Genomic DNA, 22,366 nt, shown 5'->3' with positions numbered 1-22,366 from the left:
CAGATTCACACAGGTTAGAACTAATTCTATGAATGTAAAGCTCAACATTGATCTGCAATTATCTGTGCAGATCTGTGGCCCCAATATTTATTGTTATGGCTAAACATCATTCCGACCGTTTTGTAACGCTTGTTGATGACGCTAAAACACGTATTGATGAAATTTCTCCCGAAGAAGTCAGGGAGAAACAAAAGTCCAATGACAGTTTTGTACTGTTGGATGTCCGCGAGCAGGATGAATGGGAGAAAGCTCGTATCGCCGGTGCTGAGTATCTTGGGAAGGGTGTGATAGAACGAGATGTCGAGGAAGAATATCCCGATATAGACCAAGAGTTGATACTCTATTGTGGTGGTGGATATCGTTCTGCACTGGCAGCAGATAATCTTCAGAAAATGGGATATCGAAACGTGAAATCGCTGGCTGGTGGATTTCGTTCGTGGACCGAAGCGGGGTATCCTATCCAAAAAGAAACGATATAAAGTAGGGATGAATGCAAGAGCATCCATCCCCTAAGGCAAATGGTTAGCCGAAATTAATAGAGCTGTAGATGAAGATCAGGTGAGCTGTGTATAGAATAAGATCTTAATAGCGGTTTTTATTAATAGTCAGGATCTCCTCCATCATCATTAGATGAAGGGGTGCCGGTTTTAATATCATGATTATGCTCTTGGTTATTTACCCACACCACTTCGGTATTAGGGGCAACCTCAAGGCTCGACGGGTTAAACTGGTCATTTTCCATAGAAACAGTATCTCGCTCCACGGCTTCAGCATCAGCTGTTACAACAATTTCTCCCGTCATATCCGGGGCATGGATCGTACAGTAATAATCAACGGTTTCCTCTTCTTCAAAAGTGTAACTAAACGTTTCGCCGGGACCAATAGTGCCACTTTCAAAGCTTGCTGATTGGTTTTGGTCGCCATTATTATTGTTACCGTCGGAATCTGAATCCGTACTCGACGAATCGCATCCCGCAAACACTAAAAATAGCGATACCACAATGGTCATTAGTTTATTTCGATGGCTGTTGATAAGCATAATATATCCCCATAATTATAGGTTAGATTGCTAACGATCGTTTCTTACCTATACAGCAATTCCACAGAAAGGGTTGCCTGACAATTTGGAGATAGAATTATCCCAGTGAATGAGCAAGCAATTCAGCGGGATGATATGCTTTTTTGCCCACGCCATCATTTATTTGATGTCGGCACGAAAAGCCTGGGGCACAAATAATCGCCTCATCTGTCAGCTCTTGCAAAGCAGGGAATAATCGCTGCCCGCCAATTTTCATTGATACCTCGTAATGGTCAGCTTCATATCCAAAACTGCCTGCCATCCCACAGCATCCGGTGTCCAGTACTTTTACCTGGTATCCCGCATTTTGCAAGACAGTAGCAACAGGTTTATTGCCCACGAGCGATTTGGCGTGACAATGTCCGTGTACATAAACCTGCTGTTTTTTGGGGGATAAAGGAGCCTCCGCCAGTATTTGAGTGACAAATTCCTCAAACATATAGCTGTTTTTACCCACTATTTGTGCTGAGTGAACTTGGTCTTCGTCACATAAATCGAGGTATTCATCGCGTAACGTCAGAATTTCAGAAGGTTCCAGCCCCACAATGGGGATATCCTGTTCGGCAAAAGTAGCCAGCTTGGGCAGGTTCTGATCCAAAATTTCTTTAGCATGATCGAGCATTCCCTTGGAAATTTGTGGGCGCCCCACTTCATGAAAATCAGGGGTAATGACCTCGTATCCCTGCGATTCCAAAAACCGCACTGCCGATTTTCCGATTTTCGGTTCGTGGTAGTTGGTAAAAATATCGATAAGAAGAACGACTCTCATCTGATTGCTGGTTTTGCGATCCGATGAGTTGTTGTGGTTATTCCACCAGTTCATAAACGTTTGGTCAGCAAACGTCGGCAGATTCCGGCGCTTGTCAATCCCCAAAAACTGTTGTAGCAATTCTTTGGTAACAGGCTGTTCCATGATCCAATTTGAAAGTGTGGGAAACAGCGAAGCCAACGGATATAACGTTGCTGCTTGCGCGAAAAAGCGTTCCCCAAGCGAAATCCCATGTTCTTCGTGCCATCCCTGCATAAATTCAGCTTTCATCTTAGCCATATCTACATTGGCGGGACATTCGCTTTTACACGCTTTGCAGCTCAGGCAAAGATCCAGGGCATCATTAAGTTCTTCAGATTTAAACGCCTCTTGCTGCTTACCTGAAAAAAGTTGACGGAATAGGTTTGCTCGTCCACGTGTAGAATCTTTTTCTTCTTTGGTAACCATATAACTGGGACACATCGTGCCCCCACTGTCAGCAAGCTTTCGGCAGACTCCCGCGCCATTGCAAAGTTCCACAGCATCGGCAAAACTGTCTTCTTTACGCCAATTAAAATGCGTGTCTACATCGGGACGCTGATAGCGGGGGGAATAGCGGAGATCCTGCTCCATAGGCTTGGGATCGGTAATTTTACCGGGATTGAAAATATTTTCGGGATCCCAGATCTGTTTTACCTTTTTCAGCAGCGGCATCATCTCTGTACCCAGTACTTTCTCGATATAGGGAGCACGTGCTCGACCATCACCGTGTTCACCCGATAGTGAACCGCGATAATTGCGTATTAGATCCGCAATTTCACCAGCCATAGTTTTCATTTTTTCAATCTCATCCGGCTTTTGCAGGTTAATCACTGGACGCAGGTGCAGTTCACCGACCGACGCATGCGCATAAAACACGCAGTTGGTTTTATGTTTGTCTAAAATCTTTTGAAAATCATCTATATAATCGGGCAAGTCAGGAACGCGAACCGCCGTATCTTCAGCAAAAGTAGGGGTACGTCCTTCAGAGCCGAGTCCCATGAGTAATCCCAAGCCTGCTTTGCGCAGATTCCATACTCGCTGCTTTTTATCTTCATCAGTGATAATGGGGGTAGATTCACTAAGTCCTGCTTTTTGTAACTTTTGCGAAAGGCGTTTGGCTTTTTGTTGCAGCTCACCGATATCATTACCATCGAGCTGCACGATGAGAATCGCCTTGGGATCGCCATCTAAAAAGAAACGATTTTCGCGCTGTTCGATATTGCCTTTGGTTGCATTTAGGATAATGTCGTCAACCAACTCAACGGCGGCGGGATCTTCTTCCACAATTTCGACGGTGGCTTCAAGTGCTTTCCTGATGGTTGGAAAATGTGGGGCAAGAATGACGGATTCGGGATCTTTGGGCAGAATATTTAGCTTCGCCGAAGACGTCATGGCCAGTGTCCCTTCGCTTCCACAAAGCAATTCGGCCATATTAAACTTTCGTCCATCGGGATTGAAAGGTTGCATCTCGCAAAGACGATCGAGGGCATAGCCGGTGTTGCGACGAATAATTTCGGGATGGGGATAGTTTTCTAAAATTTCGTTGCGATGCTCACGAACGAGCGCAATTATTTCTCGATAGATGTGTCCTTCAAGCGTATCGAGTTCCATTTTGGCTGCCAGTTCCGTTTCTGAAAGTGGCTTAAAGGTAGCATGCGACCCATCACTCAGTACGGCATCAATTTCGAGCACATGCTCGCGGGTCGTTTTGTATTTGATGGAAAAAATTCCGCAGGAGTTATTACCAATCATACCGCCAATCATGCAGCGGTTAGTTGTGGCTGTATCGGGTCCAAATAGTAAATTGTATTGATCCAACTCGCGATTTAGAGTATCTCGGATTACACCCGGTTGTACGTGCGCAAACTGTTGGTCCGGATTGATCTCAACAACACGGTTCATATTACGTCCCACATCCATGATGATACCACCGCCGGTTGTTTGTCCTGCGAGGCTTGTGCCTGCTCCTCGGGCCGTGATAGGTTGACCCATTTGCCGTGCTTTTTTTACTATTTGGGCAATTTCCTGGGCGGATTTTGGAAATGCTACGCCAGCCGGTAACTCCTCATAACTGGAAGCATCCGTAGCGTAAAGACGGCGCGTCTGTTCATCGGTATGAATTTCTGTAGTAGTCTCGAGTGTTGGTATATCCATAGGGAGGAGATATACCAATATTTAAATGCCTTTGCAAGGTTAGAATACAAATCGGGAAGGGTTCCACAACCCTCAGGATTTAGATAATTAGTATGCTTTTACCTACATAAATGCTTTTTCAGCACGTTTCAGAATTTCGTCGCCGATGGCTAATCCGGCCGTTGCAGCAGGACTCGGAGCATTGAGTACGTGGATTTCATTCTGAGTGACTTCAAACTGGAAGTCGTCCAGAATTTCACCATTCGGTTTTAGGGCCATGGCTCGAACGCCCGATGGCGAAGGTTTTAAGTGTTTAGGTCGGATAGAGGGAATTAACTTTTGAAGTCCTTTGACAAATGCCCGTTTTGAAAAGGATCGATACCACTCATCCAGTCCCATTTTCCAATATTTGCGAGCTAAATTATAAAAGCCTGGAAAGTTGAGTGTTTCGATGGTTTCTTCCATATCAAAAGAGAGCTTATCGTAGCCTTCGCGTTTGAAAGCAAAAACGGCATTGGGGCCACATTCCACAGCTCCTCGAACCATTTTGGTAAAATGAACGCCCAGGAATGGGAAAGCTGGATTGGGCATGGGATAAATTAATCCGTTAACAAAGTGTTGGACTTCTGGCTTGAGCTCATAATACTCACCGCGGAAAGGGACAATTTGGATGTTAGGATGAACGCCTGCAGATTTAGCAACGTGATCACTATACAGTCCTGCACAATTAATTAAATGTTGACCGGAAAAAGAGTCCGTTGTTGTTTTAACAGAAAGGGCGCTGTTCTCTTGGTTGATATTTGTGACCTCCTGTCCGCATGCCACGCGATTTCCCTTTTGTTCGATAAGTTGACGCAGCTTTTTACAGACGCCCACATAATCAACAATGCCTGAGCACGGCACGTGAATACCTTTTACGCTATTTGTTACATAGGGCTCAATTTCAACAACTTCCTGGGGATCAATTTTTTTAATGCCTTCGATTTCATTGATCTGTCCTGTTTCAAAAATAGTATCCAGCCTCGGAATATCTTCTTCTTCGGTAGCGACAATGACTTTTCCACAGATTTCGTAATCGACCTTATGCTGTTCGCAAAAGTCCACCAATTGATGCCGTCCGTCGACACAATTTTTAGCCCGGTAGCTGTTGGGTTTGTAATAGATGCCGGAGTGAATAACACCGGAGTTATTTCCGGTCTGATGGGCGGCTACTTCATTTTCCTTTTCGAGTACCAGAATGTCTAAGTCAGGGTAGGATTCAGAGAGTTTAAAAGCAGTAGAAAGCCCAACGATACCGGCCCCCACAATGATGAAATCGTATGTTGACATGAGCTAAAAGTTTGTTCATCCCTAAAATTAGTCGCCTAAAATACAAAAACGAAGGATGGAGATAAATAAAAAAGGCCCCGATTGGTCCGGGGCCTTTTTACTTGTAAAACTTCTGTGTTTATAAATTTTCATTCTCGGGAATAGGGAATGAGCTCCACACATTATCTTCGGGGCGGTCGATGGGGAGTTCATCCAGTCGATCATACCGACGCATATCAACCCAGCGGTGCCCTTCGAAGAATAGTTCATATCGACGTTGGTTAAGCATCTCGTCGATAACTTCAGCCTGGCCTCCAGTGCCCCGGTTAAAGTCAGCAAGTCCGGCTGCATTGCGAATGACATTGAGATCATCTTCCGCCGCATCGAGGTCGCCAATATTATTGCGTTGTGCAAGAGCTTCAGCTCGAATAAGCAGGAGTTCTGCATTACGAAGGATAGGCATGGGAGCGGTTTGGGATTGATATACAAATAATCCGTAATCGCTGGTAAGCCCATCAAGTGAAGCTGGTTCATCTCTAAGCTGTACTTTTTGGTCGATACGCAGATCACCAGCTTCGGCATCTTCAACCCAGGAGTTGTGGGCTACCCAACTGTCGCCAGAGCCTGCTTGTGGATCTGCAAAAACCGGGTTGAGCAGATCGTTGGTAGCCGTTGAGAATACGTGATAGGCTCCAAATTCTAAATCTGCCGTTTCATCAATAAACGATTCAGGCAAGTAGTTAGTGAGCACGGCATTCCAGTCGGGCTGTGAGCGATATACTTCAACACGAGCACGCAGGGCGCGGTTGAATTGCCGGAAGGTTTCCGGAGTATTTAACCCGTCAAATCCACTGGAAAGATTGAATGGGAAGGTTGAGCCAGCATTGGTGAGATTTGTGGCGGCTTCGTCCAGTAAGTCAGCAATAAGCTGATACGAATTTGCCGTGCTAAGCAAATCGCCGGTGTTAAAGATATCCTCTTCTAACTGTTGCCGGATACCATTTTCGTTAGTTTGTGTTAGTGCCATCAGGTATTGATAGGCCTTCATGGTTCGTGCATACCCCAGCGTACCGTTGAGTTCTTCGTCCGAATATATGCCATTGTCGTTGAGCGTGGTTGCAGCTTGGATGGTAATATTAGCATTGCGAATAACGCGATAAAACGAAGCCCAGGTTCGCGTTATATAGAATGATCCAGCATCCAGCTGTGCATTCCCTTTGCCGAGTAAATCACCGGTATTGCGGGGTTCGGCAGAAAGGAAGCGGTACATCTCCCGTCCTATCATACCAACGTTGATATGATAGATGCGGAGTTCGGTACGTAACCCTGCTTCGGTTCCGGAAACGAGGGTGCTAATATCCGATCGTGATGGATTATCGAGAATGTTTTGCAGTTCCGAATTATTGGGGTCCGGACGGTCGTCAATATCTACGACATTGCATCCCATCCCCCAAACCATCAAAATGGTACTAAGTAGTACAATCTTTGAAAGTAGTTTATTTGATCGTTTCATAATTAAGATACCTTGCAAGGTTAAAAGTCGATTTTGAAGTGGAAATAATATTGCTTGGATGAGGGATAAGGAGCTACCTCAATACCTTGGGCAATAGGTTGATTTCCAAAATTAGAAGCCTCGGGATCGTAGCTTCGATAGGGAGAAAAGGTAAACATGTTGGTTGCTGATGCTCCCAGTCGGATACCACGCAGGCCCCCGCCTATATTTTCAAGCAGCGAGTTTGGGACATTGTAGTATAGGCCAATTTCACGGAGCCGCAGATATGAAGCATCCTGTATAAATTGATCAGTGCTAATACCCAACAGGTTTAGTCGTTTAACACCGTTTGGAGTGTCATCAGTAATACCGGCGGCTTCATTTTGATAGTCTTTGAAGGTAAGGTCGGTATCATCATAGTCGGGCGTGGTACCATTGAGGTCAAACAGCAGCTCGGTTAGGTTAACCATATCCCCCCCTTGTTTCCAGTGAAGCAGGAATGAGAAATCCACATTTCTGAAGATTTTAAATTCATTTTGCATCGACATCTGGAAGTCGGGTTCACCATCGCCCAGCTTTTTAGGGATGATAACGGGATTTCCGTCTCCATCCGTAACAAGGTTTCCATTTTCTACTTGGGGGTCGAGCCCAACTATTTGGGTGGCTGATTGTCCCTCCTCGATGCGATATACGCCGAGCGAAGTACCAAAACCTCCAACATCAAAAGCGGGAACAGGGAGGTCAGTAACTTTGGAAACGTTTTTCCAGAAATTGATATTAGCACTCCAATTGAGGTTGCGCCGATTTACGGGGAGCAGGCTTAGGCTTGCTTCAATTCCCCTGTTACGCATTTCACCGGCATTAAAACTTTCGAAGCTAAACCCGGTAGAAGGTTCGAGCTCTCGCTGCAGGAGCATATCTTCGATCTTCTTTTGATAGACCGTTAGCTCAAGAGATGCCACACCATCTTTAAGGGTGATGTCAAAGCCTCCTTCGATTTCTTTTTGCCGTTCAGGTTTGATGTCATCAACACCGCGTGTATTAGTAAGAAGTACACCCCCTAATCCCCCAATATTGTTGGGAGCCAAAGAAGTGAATTTTGCCCCGAACGTAGAAAGGTTTCCTGTTTGTCCATAAGCAACGCGAAGCTTGAAATTGTCAATGGCATCAGTCGACCAGAAGTTTTCGTTGGTGATATTCCATGCTATTGAAGCTTTTGGATACAGGTAGGTTTTATTGACATCCCCGTTGCGATCTGATTTATCGCCTCGTAATCCAACGGTGGCTATGTACGTATCAGCAAAGTTGACCTCCTCTTGGACAAAGAACCCGCGGTCGCGCTGGAAGATTCTCGTTTGATCTACGTTTACGGATACGGCCTGATCAACATTCGTTTGAGTGCCAAGTACACCGTTCGAAACATTTGATACCCGGTTTTGGTCGTTGTTGAATGAGGTGTATCCAGCTTGTGATGTGAAGGTGAGCTCTTCGTTAGCAGAAATGGTATGCACGAATAAAGCAGAGGTATTTGTGTTGAGGTTACTGGTATTGGTTTCAATCAGCGTTCCAGGGGCACCACTGGCTTGTTCAAACTGTAATTCGCTGGGGAATATAAGTTTGTTGTTTTGGCTAAAGTGATCCACTCCACCGGAAAACCGGAAGTTTAAGGTCTGGTTTGCTCGTTGGAGTATCCGGTAGTCAACTTCTACTGATGTTAAGACCCGGTTCACAAATTCACCGTTTGAAAACAGATCACGAGTTTGCAGTTGGTTGGCCGAATTAAATGGATGTTCCGGATATATGCCCGTTTCATCAGGACGCAAGTCGATAAAATTGGGAGTGGCAACCATCGATACACCAAAGGTGGTACCGGTGTTGTCGTTATTGGTCAGCCCTCGGAATGATTCAGAGTGGATATAATTAGAAGATACCTTAATCGAAAGGTCATCTGTAAACTGGTGATCCACATTCGCTCGTATCGACTGTTTTTCATATCCCGTAGTGGGAATGATACCTTCATCATCTTGTAGACTTCCGCTCACGTAAAAGCTGGTAGATTCGTTACCAAAGCTGCTGCTTATTTGCGTGCGAGCCAGCATTCCTTCTTGCCCATACATGAGCTCCTCGTAATCCAAGAAACGTCCTGCACTTTGAGCCTCATTAAAGAGAGCAAGTCCGGTCGATCCAAATGCTGCTTCAGCTGTTTCGGTGGTAAAGTCGCGTGAACCGAGCTTTTTGATGATCGTATTAAAGCCTACCGATTGAGAAACGCTAAACTCAGGTTGTCCAACACTGCCTCGTTTTGTTTGGATGATAACCACCCCGCTGGATGCTCGTTGCCCGTAAATGGCTGCGGCAGAAGCTCCTTTGAGTACTTCTATGCTTTCGATTTCATCCGGATTAAGATCAGCAATGCGATTTACCGCGTTGTCTTGGTTAGATGCACTACCGCCGGCCGCAGCTGCAGTTACAGCATTTGATCCATTGGGAATAGCATCATTATTCAGGTAGATGCCATCTACAATGTAAAGTGGTTCCGAAGATCCATTGATAGTTGTTACGCCACGCAGTTTCATGGAAATTCCACCACCGGGAGCGCCTGAGTTTGCACTGATGTTAGCGCCCGGTATTTTACCGTATAAGTCGGAACTTAGGGTTTGGGATTGGGTCGTGCCTCGTAATTCATCCGAAGAGATAGACGAGACAGCATTGGCCAGATTAGCTCTCCGGATAGTGGTGGCAAGCCCGGTAACAACAACCTCTTCGAGGTTTGCTACATCAGGTGCCAGTTCTACCGTTATGTTATCAGAGCTTGCATCTACATCTACATTTTTAGCAATATAGCCAACATAGCTAATGCGAAGCACCGCTTCGTTGCCGGGTAATTCAATGGTAAATTGACCATCAACATCAGTTGTGGTGCCTCTACTTGTTTCGGCATGGAAAATATTTGCCCCTACAAGTACGTCTCCAGTACGTTCATCTATAATAGTACCGGATACTGTAAACTGGGCTGAAACTTCATATGAAAACAGTAAGGTAAAGCCCAGTATGAGTAAGTGTTTGTATATGTGTGTCATAGTCGCAAAGTGATGTTAGTATTGGACTTACATATACAATATACTCTCAAATAAGGTAGAGTAGTACTTTTTTTACCCAGAAATAATAAAAACCGAATAAAGTTAATTTTAAAACGTTATATCCTAAAAATAGAAACTATATGGACTATTTTGTTTAATTATTTCGGAGCGTAAAGAAAATTATTAGATAAGTGTCGTGAATGCTTATTTTGGTTATTCTGTTAACGATCTACTAAAATGAATTTGAAAAGCTTTTTTATGAGAAAGAGAAAATCTTGGGTCCTTGTAATTTTATGTGCAGTAACGATGTTATCTTGTGGGAATAATGAAACTGAGACGAACAAAACTGAAAATCCCACAACGGAAGCTAAAGAAAATCTAACAGATGCTGATTATGTAGAGCAGGCAACATTTACTGATCTTGAAGGAAATGAAGTGTCAATATCTGATTTTGAAGGTAAGGTGGTGCTCATTGATTTCTGGGAGACCTGGTGCAAGCCTTGCCTGGCAAGTTTCCCGACGATGCAAAAGGTTCAAGAAGAATATCCCGATAGGTTTGTAGTACTGGCCGTAACACCTGGGTTTACAGATACAAGGGAGGATGCTCAAGAATTTGCTAAAAACAACGATTATACCTTTGAATATCTCATGGACTCCAATAACTTACATCAAAAATTAGGGGTTCAAGGCATTCCATATAAGGTATATGTGGATACAGCTGGAAATTTTATCGAAAAGTCGATGGGAACCTCAGGTCCGCAGGGTGATTATGAGAAACTTAAAAAGATTATTGAGGAACATAAGAAGATGTAGTTTTTGTTTGAATCTATTTTATAGTAATACTGTTGAGTACTACGCATAAAACTTGTATTTTTAACGACTTTCACAAAACGGAAATTAAGGATTAACATTCATGGCACAGAAGGTAAAAGAGAAACTTCCTTACAAGGTTAAGGATATTGGTTTGGCTGAGTTTGGCCGAAAAGAGATTCGTTTGGCTGAGGCAGAGATGCCTGGCTTGATGGCGCTCCGCGAAGAGTATGCGGAAGAACAACCGTTGAAGGGGGCTCGTATTGCGGGTTGCCTGCATATGACGGTACAAACAGCAGTACTTATTGAAACGCTTGTTGAGTTGGGGGCCGAGGTACAGTGGTCTTCTTGCAACATCTTTTCAACACAAGATCATGCTGCAGCCGCTATTGCTGATCAGGATATTCCGGTGTATGCCTGGAAAGGAATGAATGAGGAAGAGTTTTGGTGGTGTATTGAGCAGACACTTTTCTTTGAAGATGGCGAACCGTTGAATATGATTCTCGATGATGGTGGGGATCTTACGAAGTTGGTTCACGAAGATTATCCTGAGCTGCTTGACGGCATTAACGGAATTTCTGAGGAAACTACGACTGGTGTAAATCGCCTGTATAAAATGGCGAAAAATGGCACTCTTGGTGCTCCTGCAATTAACGTTAATGATTCGGTAACCAAATCGAAATTTGATAATAAGTACGGTTGCCGCGAGTCTTGTGTGGATGCGGTTAAGCGTGCGACTGATATTATGCTTGCTGGAAAGGTTGCTGTTGTTGCTGGTTATGGTGATGTCGGAAAAGGTTCTGCTGCTTCGCTTCGAGGCGCAGGTGCCCGCGTAATTGTTACCGAGATCGATCCTATCTGTGCACTTCAAGCTGCAATGGAAGGTTACGAAGTCATGAAGATGGATGATGCTGTTAAAGAAGCAGATATCGTTGTTACGGCAACGGGTAACAAAGACATTATTACCGAACGTCACTTCAAGAATATGAAGGATAAGACGATTGTCGGAAATATCGGTCACTTTGATAACGAGATTGATGTAGCTTGGTTGAAAGAGAATGCTGAGCGCGACAACATCAAGCCGCAAGTTGACTTATTTAAGCTCAACGAAAACGGTAAGGAAATTATTCTCCTTTCGGAAGGTCGTCTGATGAATCTTGGTAATGCTACAGGACATCCTTCTTTTGTGATGTCGAACAGTTTTACCAACCAGACATTAGCACAGATTGCACTCTGGAATCGTCCAGAAGATTTCAATCTGGAAGTAAGTGTACTTCCTAAAGATCTGGATGAAAAGGTCGCACGTCTGCACCTTAAGAAAATTGGTGTGGAGCTTGATGAGCTTTCTGATGAGCAGGCTGAATATATTGACGTTCCCAAAGAGGGACCGTATAAGCCTGACCATTATCGCTATTAATTTTCGATAGCAGTTTGTAATTTTGGCCTCATTCATTTTGCGATGGATGAGGCTTTTTTATTTGAGAATGGAAATGAAATTAATGTGTTACCCTGCCCCGAAAGTTTTCGGAATCAGGATCTAAAAAAGGTAGTTGATTTATGGCTGATAACAAGAAAGAAATTAGCATTACTGTAGAACTCGACGATAATAACGTCCCCGAAAAAATAGATTGGAATGCCACTGATAAAGAAGGCGAAGGCATTGCCAACTGCAAGGCAATGTTGTTATCGATGTGGGATCCTGAACAGCAGGATACGCTGCGATTGGATCTGTGGACAAAAGAAATGACGAAAGAAGAAATGAAAATTTTCTTTCATCAAACATTGGTAACTATGGCTGATACCTTAGAGAATTCTACCGAAGAAGAAGGTATGGCCGAAGATATGCGGGACTTTACGTCTTACTTTGCTGAAAAAATGGAAATAGTGGATTAATAGACCGCAGGTGACACCGATTAGGCGGATTCTCACAGCGAAAAGGGATGATTTTACTATCGGTGCTTATTAGCTGCATCCGTAGAAGCTGTGCTCTATTGATAAAGAATGGATCCGAAAGTTACAGCGCTGTCTCGTTCACGCTCATCCCAAAGATCGTAGCTTAAAATATCACCCTTTAGGTCTGGCATGGATTGCAAAAAGGTATAAAGCGGCGGAAATCCACAAATACGGTATGGATCATAGCCCTCTTTCATTAATGTGAGCATGGATTCACGGTCATTGTTAGAACCGTAGTCTAAAAACTTGTTGTCAAAATGTTCTACATCGTCAAACATCGTTTGGGCTGGTGATTCATCTCCAAACTTTTTGCCAAAATGAGCAAGGTCACCGCTGATCAGAAAAAAGGTTTCTTCATCATCTCCAAAACGTTTTTGAAGCAGGTTAGAAAAGTTGTCCAGCTGTTTTCCAAGCTGACCCTCTTTCATGTAATACAGGTCATCAAACCCGCGTACCACGAAAGGCACAATTTCGTAATTGTGATTCCAGAGATAGCTTAAAAAGAGCAGGTGCAGTTCGATGCTGTGCTCCATACGATGTGCACGATCATGGAATGAGATTCCTAAGTCAGAGGCGGAACGTGGGAGTTCTTCAATGGCTTCTTGATCTCGGGGAATTGTTCCCAATGGCATTTTAAAGTCTTTATCAACCAGAATGAAAGGGGCATTTTGATAAAGGTCGGGATAAAGTCCAGCATAGTGCGAAGTTGCCAGAATAATCACACGCTTGGGTTTTAAGTTCCGGATGGGCGCAAACGCTTTTACGTAACTATCTAAAGCTACGCGCGGATCGATGTGTGGTGCATAAAGTGCCTTGGCAGAGCTCGCAGGGCTAATATTTTCAGCATGTTTGGCAAAAGCCTCGTCCAAGTAATGTTGTAACTCCTCGGCATCAGCCGGGTACGAACCGCCGGCAGTTACGGATTTGTGGATGTCAGCTGACTCATAATCTGCTTCGACTTTTTCGGCATGGTTTCCAAAATAGGCAGAATCCAAAACCCGGTTTTGGTCCAATAGTTGAATAAAATCAAGCAGATCATCTTTACCTATCCCATTCCCCAAATGAGATTCTAAGTCGTTAATACTTTTCTGACCATCGAACAGTGAAAGAAGTTGTTGGGCTTCGCGCTTCAACGCAAAATCAGGGGTGGTATATCCCCGTTGATCATGAAAGTAGAGGAGCGCGGTTCCGTTGTCTTGTACAGGGATAATCTGCAAGTCACGACGTAGCGGTGGGATAGGATCAATTTTAGAACTAAATAGCTTTTCTTCACTCATGAGTAGGTAGTTTTTGGAATACCGTGTCATCCTGAATTTATTTCAGGATCTGCCATTTTAGTTATCTCAAGAGATGCTGCAACCCCGAAAGGTCGGAACACGGCAAAGTTCAGCATGATATTTTGATTATTATTCTTTCCGCATCGCCTGGCATTCACAATGGATTCCATAATTTTCACAGAGCGGATGATCGGGCGGCTCAGAAATACGAGCTTTACAGGCATTACGTCCGTGGTGAATCATCAGGTGCGATAAGTTTGTCCAGTGCTCACGTGGAAATAGTGCCATCAGATCGCGCTCAATTTTGTCGGTATTTTTTTCGTGCTCAGTAAGTCCATACCGGTTGGAAAAACGCCGCACGTGGGTATCTACGACTACACCTACATTGATATTAAATGCATTGCCCAGTACTACATTAGCTGTTTTGCGAGCAACGCCATAAAATTCGAGCAGGTCATCAATATTTTGTGGAATCTCTCCATCATGTTTTTCTACAATAGTTTGCGAAGATTGCTTGAGGGCTTTGGCTTTGTTGCGATAAAATCCGGTGGAACGAACCAACTCCTCCAGCTCTTGGATGGGAGCCTCGGCCATGGCTTCGGGCGTTGGGTAAGCCTCGAACAGATCCGGCGTAACCTTATTTACCCGAACATCGGTGCACTGTGCACTTAGGATAGTAGCACACAAGAGTTCAAATGGATTTCGGTGATCAAGCGCGCAATGGGGGTTGGGATAATGTTTGTAAAGTTGATCTAAAATTTCTTGGGCTCGTGCCTTTTCTTCGTCAGTTTTCTCGGGGAGTTTGGGAAGATCTTCGTACTGCTTGGTTTTGGCCATGTGTGATAGATGTCCTCGGTTTAGAATACTGTATTATGGGATTGCTGGTAGTGTAATTCCAGCTTATTTAAGGTGGAAATCAACAATTAAATTACCCTACCTTTAGCTTCACTAAATAAAGGAAAACTTAAGGAATGTCGCTACCAAAACAGAAAGCCAAAGAACTCATTTCCTCTCCCTATGCCTGGTTGGTACTGGGATTGTTAACACTTATCTACATTTCCAGCTTTGTGGATCGCCAGATCATTGCTGTGCTGGCGCCAAGTATTCAGGATGCACTATCGCTCAGTAATTTCCAAGTCGGCATTCTCTACGGAACAGCTTTTTCGTTTATTTATGCGCTGTGCGGTATCCCAATGGGGCGATTGGCAGATATCTATTCCCGTAAGCTCATGATTATTGCTGGATTGGTGGTGTGGAGCCTGATGACGATTGTCAGTGGATTTGCTACCTCGCTTACGTTTTTGATTGTTGCCCGTTTTTTTGTGGGGATCAGCCAGTCGGCATTAAGTCCAGCGGTTTATTCCCTGCTTTCGGATTATTTTAAACCCGAACAGCGGGGGACGGTCTTTTCCATTTATGCGGCCGGAATTTTTCTGGGGATTGGAATTTCATTTTTAGTGGGGGGGAGTATTGCTCAGGCCTATGACTGGCGCACTTCGCTGATATCAGTGGGAGCGCCCGGACTATTAATAGCTGTTGTAGCTTGGGTTGTGATCAAAGAGTTTCCCAGAGGAATTACCGAATCTCCCAAGAATAAGCGATATGATACCGAACAGTCATTTGGTGATGTGGTTCGGTACATCATCCGAAAAAAAACCGTACGCTACCATTTTCTGGGCTTCTCTTTTATGGCCTTTACGGGCTACACTATATTAGGGTTTGTGGGTAAAGTATTGACTGATATTCATGGGGCTGGATCGTTAATTCCGCAATATGGATGGTTTATGATGGCAACGGGACTTAGCGTAATGGCATCAGGTAAAGCAGCTGACTGGCTGGCACAAAAGTTTGAGGCTTCCTATCGATTTGTACCGGGCGTAGTAGCCGCGTTAGCTTGTTTGCCGTTCTATTATTTTGGGTTATTTGCTGAATCCGCGATGGTGGCACTGATCCTGATTGGATTGGCAAATATTATCTCATCATCATACAACGGCATTGCAGCAGCAATTTTGCAGTACTTGGTAAAGCCGAATATGCGAGCACTGGCCAGTGGCTTGTATTTATTTGTAATTAGTGTAGTGGGGTTTGGTATTGGGCCGCCTCTTACCGGTTGGTTGATGGATACAATTTTTACCGGTGATTATGGTACGGCCAAGGCATTGATGACGGTGTTCAGCTTTTGCGGGGTACTGGCAACAATCTTTTTCTGGTTGGCCATGCAACATTATACTCAGGATGAGGAGATAGAATAGCTGTTTTCAATACCAATTGTGGAAAACCCTGGCTATTTGTGGAAAAGTAGTCATTGACAATGAGAGCGGTAGCTGTTTTCTTAAAAATAGATTTGAAGGTGTCCCGACAGCTGTCGGGATGAAAAGGGAATCCGGTGGAAAGCCGGAACTGTTCCCGCAACTGTAATCCGCAATATTCTTTGTAGCAACCACTGTCTCAGCCCAAACGAGATGGGAAGGTGCAAAGAGTTGGTCGGTAAGTCAGGAGACCTGCCTTTAAATCAAGTAAACGAGGCCTTCGGGAGTTAGGGCGTTGTTGAAAGGCAGGTATGGAATATCCGACTTTCACTACTGTTCCTATTTGATGTCTGCCTTATCAACGTTTTAGCATCCCTCCTCATAATTGCAAGCTAAAACGGAGACCTTTATGCCTACAAAATTAATTGGACGTACTTCGGTGCGTGATAATATCAAACTGAGCGAAGACCCTTCTTATCCCATTTTTAAAGAACTGTACGAGAAACAGAAAAAAGTGGTGTGGTTCCCCGAGGAGCTGAATATCCAGCAGGATGCCCTCGACTATCATTCACTTACCGACGATGAAAAAGAATTGTTCGATACAGCGGTGGGCTATTTTTGTTCGTCGGAGCTACTGGTGCAAAATGTGTTGGTCAATTCTTTTTTTCCGCTGTTGACTGATCCGCATGCGAAGATGAGTTTCAGTACACAGCTTTTTATGGAAAATATACACAGCGATTTCTTTGAAATTGTGCTGCAATCGTTCGGGCTGGATAGAGAGAAAATGTACGATGTGGCTTTCGACGATCCCATACTGCGAAAAAAACAGAACCTTATTGTCGATGAGATCGACAAAATTAGTCACGGGAAAATTAATCCTGAAACCCTCAAAGGGCAAAAGCAGGTACTCCGAGCTATTCTGCTCAACAACATTATCCTTGAAGGGATTTTCTTCTACTCTTCTTTTGCCCATTTCTTTGCACTCAAAGATATGGCAAAAATGAAAAATGTGGTCTCAGGGGTAGAGCTGGTACTCATCGATGAGTCGCTTCACCTGCAAAACGGTATTGAAGCCATCCTGATTATGCTGGACGAAAACCCAGAAATTGTTGAGGATACCGAATATGTGCAGGACATCCGCAATGTGATTTTGGAAGGAACCTCACTCGAAATTGAATACGTGAAGCACCAGTTCGGGGACCGGACAATTCTGGGTATTTCATCGGGGGAAATGGAGCGTTATCTCAAATACATAACCGACCGCCGGCTGCAAGAGCTTGGTTTTCAGCAGGAGTTCCATATCAATGAAAACCCACTGCGATTTCTGCAGAAAGAAGACGTTAAAAAGCTGATCAACTTTTTCGAAGTCTCATCTACTGAATACACAAACTATTAACAGTTATGTCATTCTCCGTGTCATCCCGAACCTGTTTCGGGATCCATTGCAAGAGATGCTGAAACAAGTTCAGTATGACATAGAGCCTAATTACGAATAAACCTACCAATGCCATGAAACGAACAGTTATAAAACGCGACGGAACAGAAGAACCTTTCCGAACTCAAAAAATTATTAACGCCATCTTTGAAATTATCCAGGGACTGGAGGTTGAAGATGATTACGAAATCGTCTTCAAAATCATGAAAGAGCTTGATCTCAAAGTTCCCGAACGGGTTACTACCGAGGAGCTTGACCAGCTTGTGCTAAAAGCTATTGAGCAGCTTATCCCCAAGCATCCTGTTTACGATACGCTGGCCACTCGGCAGCTGTTGAAAATAGTGGACAAAGATATCAACCGGCGATTGGATCATTTTCGGGATTATTTGGCCCAAGGGTTTGAAGAAAATTTGCTGGATGAGAACCTTAAAGAGTTTGATTTTGAGCTATTAGCAGAGAGCTTAAATTTTAACCGTGATGGCTTGCTTGGGTATTTTGGGCTAACTACCCTTAAAGATCGTTACTTGATGCGAGATCGAGATGACCAACTTTTAGAGAAGCCGCAATGGTTTTTCATGCGGGTGGCTATGGGAATTGGGAATTCCAATGAAGAAGTTGTGAAGGTTTACAATAAACTTTCAAAACTGGAATACTTGCACTCTACGCCTACGTTGTTTAACTCTGGTACGACTACTTCCCAGTATTCATCATGCTATGTGAGCGTTATTGACGATTCGCTGGATTCTATTATGGACAAAGCCCGCGAAACGGCTTTCTTGGCAAAGTATGCCGGTGGCGTGGGTACGGATGTTACCCGAATTCGGGCAACGGGTTCAAATATTAAATCGTTGAATGCACCCTCGTCAGGGGCTATCCCGTTCATTAAAATTTTTGATACATTAGTAAATTCTATTCAGCAAGGCGGGCGCCGCAGGAGTTCTCAGGTGATGTCTATGCAACCGTGGCATCTCGATATTGATGGATTCCTGGACCTGCGCGAAACTACGGGAAACGCGTATTTTCGGACGCCGTCGCTGAATACCAGTCTTTGGATGCCCGACGAAATGATGCGTCGCATCAAGGATGGAGAGCCATTGTACTTTTTTGATCCCGGGGAATGTCCCGAGTTGGTGGATGCCGTAGGTGATGATTTTAAGAAAAAGTATGAAAAGCGTATTGAGCAGGCCGAGGATGGGGATTTAAAGCAATATGACAAGCGTGATAGCAAAAATTTCTTCAAAAAATACCTCTTCAAATTAGCCAAAACGGGTCATCCATGGCTGATATTCAAAGACGAACACAATCGTCATAATCCGTGCCCCAAGTATAGTGTAATCAATAGTTCGAATCTCTGTACCGAAATTTCTATTCCCAACAGTTCCGATTCTACAGCAGTGTGTACGCTGGCATCGGTTAATTTGTCGAAGCATCTAACGGATGATCAAAGCGATATTGATTGGGATAAATTTGAAGATACGTTAGAGACGATGACACGCGGACTCGATAATGTGCTCGATAAGAATTTTTACCCCTCTCAGCCGGCCGAAAAAAATACCATGGATTTACGTCCGCTGGGCATTGGTCTCATGGGATTTGCCGAAGCTCTGGTTGATCTGGGCATTCCTTATGATTCTGAAGAAGCCGTTATCCTGGCTCGAAAAATCGGTTCTTTTATGCGAAAAATAACGTATCGTACCTCTCAACAATTGGCTGATGAGCGTGGTGCTTTTGAACACTATAAGGAGATGAAAGAAGCGGGTAATCCTTATGATTACAAACCGCGACGCAATGCAGTGTTGTTAGCTATTGCGCCCACGGCTTCAATCTCTATCATATCGGGTACGACCTCATCTATCGACAGCTATTTTAGTAACCTTTATTCACGAGATACTCTTTCTGGCAAGCATATTGTTATTAATCGTCAGCTCATTGAGGATCTCGAAGAAAAAGGGTATTGGAGCGACGAGATGGCTCAGAAAATAAAAGTGAATAATGGCTCGGTACAACCCATTCAGGAGCTGGATGGTGTGATTAACAAAGATCTGTATAAAACGGCTTATGAAATTCATCCTGAGCGACAAATCGATATCGCTGCAGCGTTTCAGGAATCTATCGATCAGTCTGTTTCTAAATCACTCTATATTGCTGAGCGGATGCGCGATGATATGGAGGAGTTTTATCTGTATGCATGGGAGAAAAAACTAAAATCCACGTACTACTGCTTTATCGACAAAGTGGTAAAAGGGGAGAAATATACCGAAGAGGTCAATAAGCGGGGGTCCCGTAAAGGGTTTGGCGCGGCTTCTGGTAGTGGATCCTCAAATGGGACATCGTCGCATGCAGAAAAAGAGGGGCATAAAGAAGTCAGTGATCATGAAGATCTGGAAGCCAAAGCGCGCGAAAAATTTGGGGATGACGTTGTCGAAGAGGCGCTCAATGCCCAAGATGCTGATTCATGTCCGACCGATCCGATGTTACGCAGAATTTGTCCAGCCTGTGAATAGGTTTGGCAACTCCGGTAGCGATGTCGTCAACAGTGACGACATCGCTCTTTTTTATTTCTAAGTCAAAACGCCATAGTATATTGTTATGACATTATCTGATCGAAAAGAACGTTCTCGTACCCAAATGGTGAAAGCCGTTTTTCCTAACACGACGAACCACTATGATACTCTTTTTGGTGGTACCGCTCTTCAGTGGATGGATGAGACAGCTTTTATTACGGCTACGCGTTTTAGCCGTCAAAAAATGGTAACTGTTTCATCCGAACGTATTGATTTTACCGAATCCATTCCCGCTGGAAAGCTGGTGGAACTCACGGGCGAAGTTAGTCATGTTGGTAATACCAGCTTAACGGTTATAGTCACCATGGTAATCGAGGATATGTATTCCGAGAAGTGTTCGGAAGCAATTAAAGGTAAATTTAATATGGTTGCTATCGATGATGATCGAAAGCCTACTCCAATTTCTGTGGGATGTTAAATATCAGCTAAAGCTTGACTTAATGCCTGTAATGAATCCTTGGCATCCCCAAAAAACATCTGATTCTTCTCGTCATAAAAAAGTGGATTGTCAATGCCGGCAAAACCGGGACTTAGACTTCGCTTAAAGATAATTGTTCGTTTGGCCTCATCTACATTCATAATAGGCATGCCATAAATGGGACTACCCGGCTCAGTTTTGGCAACAGGATTTACCACGTCATTGGCGCCAATAATGAGCACTACATCCGTCGATTTAAATTCGGGATTGATCTGTTCCATGTCGTAAAGTTGATCATACGGAACGTCGGCTTCGGCTAACAATACATTCATGTGTCCGGGCATACGTCCCGCAACCGGATGAATGCCATATTTTACTTCCACGCCCTTTTTCTCCAGTTTGTCAGCTACTTCTTTGAGTACGTGTTGTGCCTGAGCCACTGCCAATCCATATCCGGGGACGATCACCACGCGATCAGAATAGGCACATTGTAGGGCTACATCATCAGGAGTTGTTTCACGGACTGTTTTGTCGGTATCATCCGCAGGGCCTCCACCCGATCCACCGTCGCCCCCAAAGGCACCAAAAAGTACATTGCCGAGCGTACGATTCATAGCCTTGCACATGATATTTGTGAGGATGAGTCCTGCTGCCCCAACCAGCGCACCACTAATAATGAGCAGGTTATTATTGATCACAAATCCAGCCATGGACGCAGCAATGCCTGAATAGGAGTTGAGCAACGAAATGACTACCGGCATATCGGCACCACCAATTGGGATTACTGTCAGGATGCCAAGTAACAGGGCAATACCAAAAAGTAGCCAGAATGTAAGTTGACTGGTGGGATCAAAAGTGAGCCAGCCAACTAATCCCAAAGTGCCCACCGTTAAGAATGCATTGAAAATATTGTGTCCCGGAAAGGTGATAGGATTGCCACTGATAAATCCCTTTAGTTTTCCAAATGCAATAAAACTTCCGGTAAAGGTGATGGAACCAATCAGAATACTAAGTCCGATGGTTATTAGATCTTGCGTGACAAAAGCAGAAGCTTCGAAGCGAGTGAATTCTCCCCATGCTACCAGTGCTGAAGCACCGCCGCCAAAACCGTTAAAAATAGCTACCATCTCGGGCATGGCAGTCATTTCTACTTTTTTAGCCGCGGTAACACCAATTGTAGCACCCACCAGAATACCAGCAATAATATAGTCGAACGAGAGAATTTGCTGATCAAAGAGCGTGACAATAATACCGATAAACATACCCAGTGCAGCAAGTTGATTCCCTGATCGGGCCGTGGCGGGAGAACCGAGTCGCTTTATCCCTACAATAAAAATGCCGGTGGCTACAAGGTAAATAAGCTGGATAACGTCTGGGAGAATAGCTTGTATTGATGGCGGTAGAAAATCACTCATTGGTGGTATCTTTTTTCTTGAACATTTCGAGCATACGATCGGTCACCATAAATCCACCAACTACGTTGATGGTTGCAAAAACAATGGCTGTAAACCCGATATGCTGGGCAATTTGGTGGTCAACCTGACCTGCTACCACGAGGGCACCCAAAATGGTAATACCTGAGATAGCATTGGCCCCCGACATTAGCGGGGTGTGTAGTGTGGGAGGGACTTTTGAAATAAGTTCAAAGCCAACAAATGAGGCCAGTACAAAAATGAAAAGATTGAAAATAAGTCCAGACATATTATTTGGTTGCTATAATTTTATTGTCATCTCGACCAACGGGAGAGATCTTTGTCTTGTAAAATATTAAGTGAACAA

General features: G+C 44.1%; 17 protein-coding genes and 1 riboswitch. Of the genes, 8 read left to right on the top strand and 9 right to left on the bottom strand.

Annotation, left to right across the window (positions count from 1 at the left end):
• The first annotated feature begins 95 nt into the window (after window positions 1-95).
• On the top strand, window positions 96-479 hold the full coding sequence (locus AAFH98_RS02000) for a rhodanese-like domain-containing protein (protein ID WP_342520996.1): 384 nt from the start codon (window positions 96-98) through the stop codon (window positions 477-479).
• Between the two features lie 119 nt (window positions 480-598).
• Here AAFH98_RS02000 and AAFH98_RS01995 read toward each other — a convergent pair whose 3' ends face one another.
• From AAFH98_RS01995 to AAFH98_RS01975, 5 genes are all read right to left on the bottom strand, one after another.
• The gene (locus AAFH98_RS01995; RefSeq protein WP_342520995.1) at window positions 599-1,039 is read right to left on the bottom strand and encodes a plastocyanin/azurin family copper-binding protein; all 441 of its coding nucleotides are present in this window, start codon (window positions 1,037-1,039) and stop codon (window positions 599-601) included.
• A gap of 97 nt (window positions 1,040-1,136) precedes the next feature.
• Entirely contained in the window at window positions 1,137-4,022 is a 2,886-nt protein-coding gene (locus tag AAFH98_RS01990) for an FAD-binding and (Fe-S)-binding domain-containing protein (protein WP_342520994.1), read from the bottom strand.
• Window positions 4,023-4,124: 102 nt separating this feature from the next.
• Window positions 4,125-5,330: an L-2-hydroxyglutarate oxidase gene (gene lhgO / locus AAFH98_RS01985; RefSeq protein WP_342520993.1), complete on the bottom strand. Its 1,206-nt coding sequence runs from the start codon at window positions 5,328-5,330 to the stop codon at window positions 4,125-4,127.
• A 118-nt stretch (window positions 5,331-5,448) separates the two neighbouring features.
• The gene (locus AAFH98_RS01980) at window positions 5,449-6,822 is read right to left on the bottom strand and encodes a RagB/SusD family nutrient uptake outer membrane protein (RefSeq protein WP_342520992.1); all 1,374 of its coding nucleotides are present in this window, start codon (window positions 6,820-6,822) and stop codon (window positions 5,449-5,451) included.
• A gap of 20 nt (window positions 6,823-6,842) precedes the next feature.
• The gene (locus tag AAFH98_RS01975; RefSeq protein ID WP_342520991.1) at window positions 6,843-9,881 is read right to left on the bottom strand and encodes a SusC/RagA family TonB-linked outer membrane protein; all 3,039 of its coding nucleotides are present in this window, start codon (window positions 9,879-9,881) and stop codon (window positions 6,843-6,845) included.
• Between the two features lie 258 nt (window positions 9,882-10,139).
• Here AAFH98_RS01975 and AAFH98_RS01970 point away from each other — a divergent pair, with 258 nt between their 5' ends.
• The 3 genes from AAFH98_RS01970 (at window position 10,140) to gldC (ending at window position 12,584) form a co-directional block, all read left to right on the top strand.
• The gene (locus tag AAFH98_RS01970; protein WP_342520990.1) at window positions 10,140-10,694 is read left to right on the top strand and encodes a TlpA family protein disulfide reductase; all 555 of its coding nucleotides are present in this window, start codon (window positions 10,140-10,142) and stop codon (window positions 10,692-10,694) included.
• Window positions 10,695-10,794: 100 nt separating this feature from the next.
• On the top strand, window positions 10,795-12,108 hold the full coding sequence (ahcY, locus tag AAFH98_RS01965) for an adenosylhomocysteinase (protein ID WP_342520989.1): 1,314 nt from the start codon (window positions 10,795-10,797) through the stop codon (window positions 12,106-12,108).
• 140 nt (window positions 12,109-12,248) lie between these two features.
• A complete protein-coding gene (gene gldC, locus AAFH98_RS01960; protein WP_342520988.1) occupies window positions 12,249-12,584 on the top strand; it encodes a gliding motility protein GldC in 336 nt (111 codons plus the stop codon).
• A gap of 95 nt (window positions 12,585-12,679) precedes the next feature.
• Here gldC and amrB read toward each other — a convergent pair whose 3' ends face one another.
• Window positions 12,680-13,921 carry an AmmeMemoRadiSam system protein B gene (gene amrB, locus AAFH98_RS01955; RefSeq protein ID WP_342520987.1) on the bottom strand — a complete coding sequence of 414 codons (1,242 nt, stop codon included), beginning with the start codon at window positions 13,919-13,921 and terminating at the stop codon, window positions 12,680-12,682.
• Window positions 13,922-14,050: 129 nt separating this feature from the next.
• Window positions 14,051-14,758 (bottom strand): endonuclease III, encoded by a 708-nt coding sequence (gene nth / locus AAFH98_RS01950; RefSeq protein ID WP_342520986.1) that lies wholly within the window; start codon window positions 14,756-14,758, stop codon window positions 14,051-14,053.
• A 134-nt stretch (window positions 14,759-14,892) separates the two neighbouring features.
• Between nth and AAFH98_RS01945 the strand changes: the two genes are divergently transcribed.
• The 4 genes from AAFH98_RS01945 to AAFH98_RS01930 all read left to right on the top strand — a co-directional run bounded on the left by AAFH98_RS01945 (window position 14,893) and on the right by AAFH98_RS01930 (window position 20,587).
• A complete protein-coding gene (locus AAFH98_RS01945) occupies window positions 14,893-16,173 on the top strand; it encodes a spinster family MFS transporter (RefSeq protein WP_342520985.1) in 1,281 nt (426 codons plus the stop codon).
• Window positions 16,174-16,252: 79 nt separating this feature from the next.
• A riboswitch (cobalamin riboswitch) is annotated at window positions 16,253-16,444 on the top strand.
• A 135-nt stretch (window positions 16,445-16,579) separates the two neighbouring features.
• Window positions 16,580-17,566, top strand: a complete 987-nt coding sequence (locus AAFH98_RS01940; protein ID WP_342520984.1) for a ribonucleotide-diphosphate reductase subunit beta — start codon at window positions 16,580-16,582, stop codon at window positions 17,564-17,566.
• A 113-nt stretch (window positions 17,567-17,679) separates the two neighbouring features.
• The gene (locus AAFH98_RS01935; RefSeq protein WP_342520983.1) at window positions 17,680-20,109 is read left to right on the top strand and encodes a ribonucleoside-diphosphate reductase subunit alpha; all 2,430 of its coding nucleotides are present in this window, start codon (window positions 17,680-17,682) and stop codon (window positions 20,107-20,109) included.
• Between the two features lie 85 nt (window positions 20,110-20,194).
• A complete protein-coding gene (locus AAFH98_RS01930; RefSeq protein ID WP_342520982.1) occupies window positions 20,195-20,587 on the top strand; it encodes an acyl-CoA thioesterase in 393 nt (130 codons plus the stop codon).
• On the opposite strand, the gene AAFH98_RS01925 is transcribed toward AAFH98_RS01930, so the two are convergent.
• A complete protein-coding gene (locus tag AAFH98_RS01925) occupies window positions 20,584-22,002 on the bottom strand; it encodes an NAD(P)(+) transhydrogenase (Re/Si-specific) subunit beta (RefSeq protein WP_342520981.1) in 1,419 nt (472 codons plus the stop codon). The two genes, AAFH98_RS01930 and AAFH98_RS01925, sit on opposite strands and share 4 nt — an antisense overlap.
• Window positions 21,995-22,288: an NAD(P) transhydrogenase subunit alpha part 2 gene (locus tag AAFH98_RS01920; protein WP_342520980.1), complete on the bottom strand. Its 294-nt coding sequence runs from the start codon at window positions 22,286-22,288 to the stop codon at window positions 21,995-21,997. The genes AAFH98_RS01925 and AAFH98_RS01920 overlap by 8 nt, the downstream gene beginning before the upstream one ends.
• Window positions 22,289-22,366: the final 78 nt, after the last annotated feature.

It is taken from the genome of Fodinibius sp. Rm-B-1B1-1 (assembly GCF_038594945.1).
In the GTDB taxonomy this organism is placed as follows: Bacteria; Bacteroidota; Rhodothermia; order Balneolales; family Balneolaceae; genus Fodinibius; species Fodinibius alkaliphilus.
Note: the sequence above shows the minus strand (reverse complement) of the source record. Positions and strands in the feature narration are given on the sequence as shown.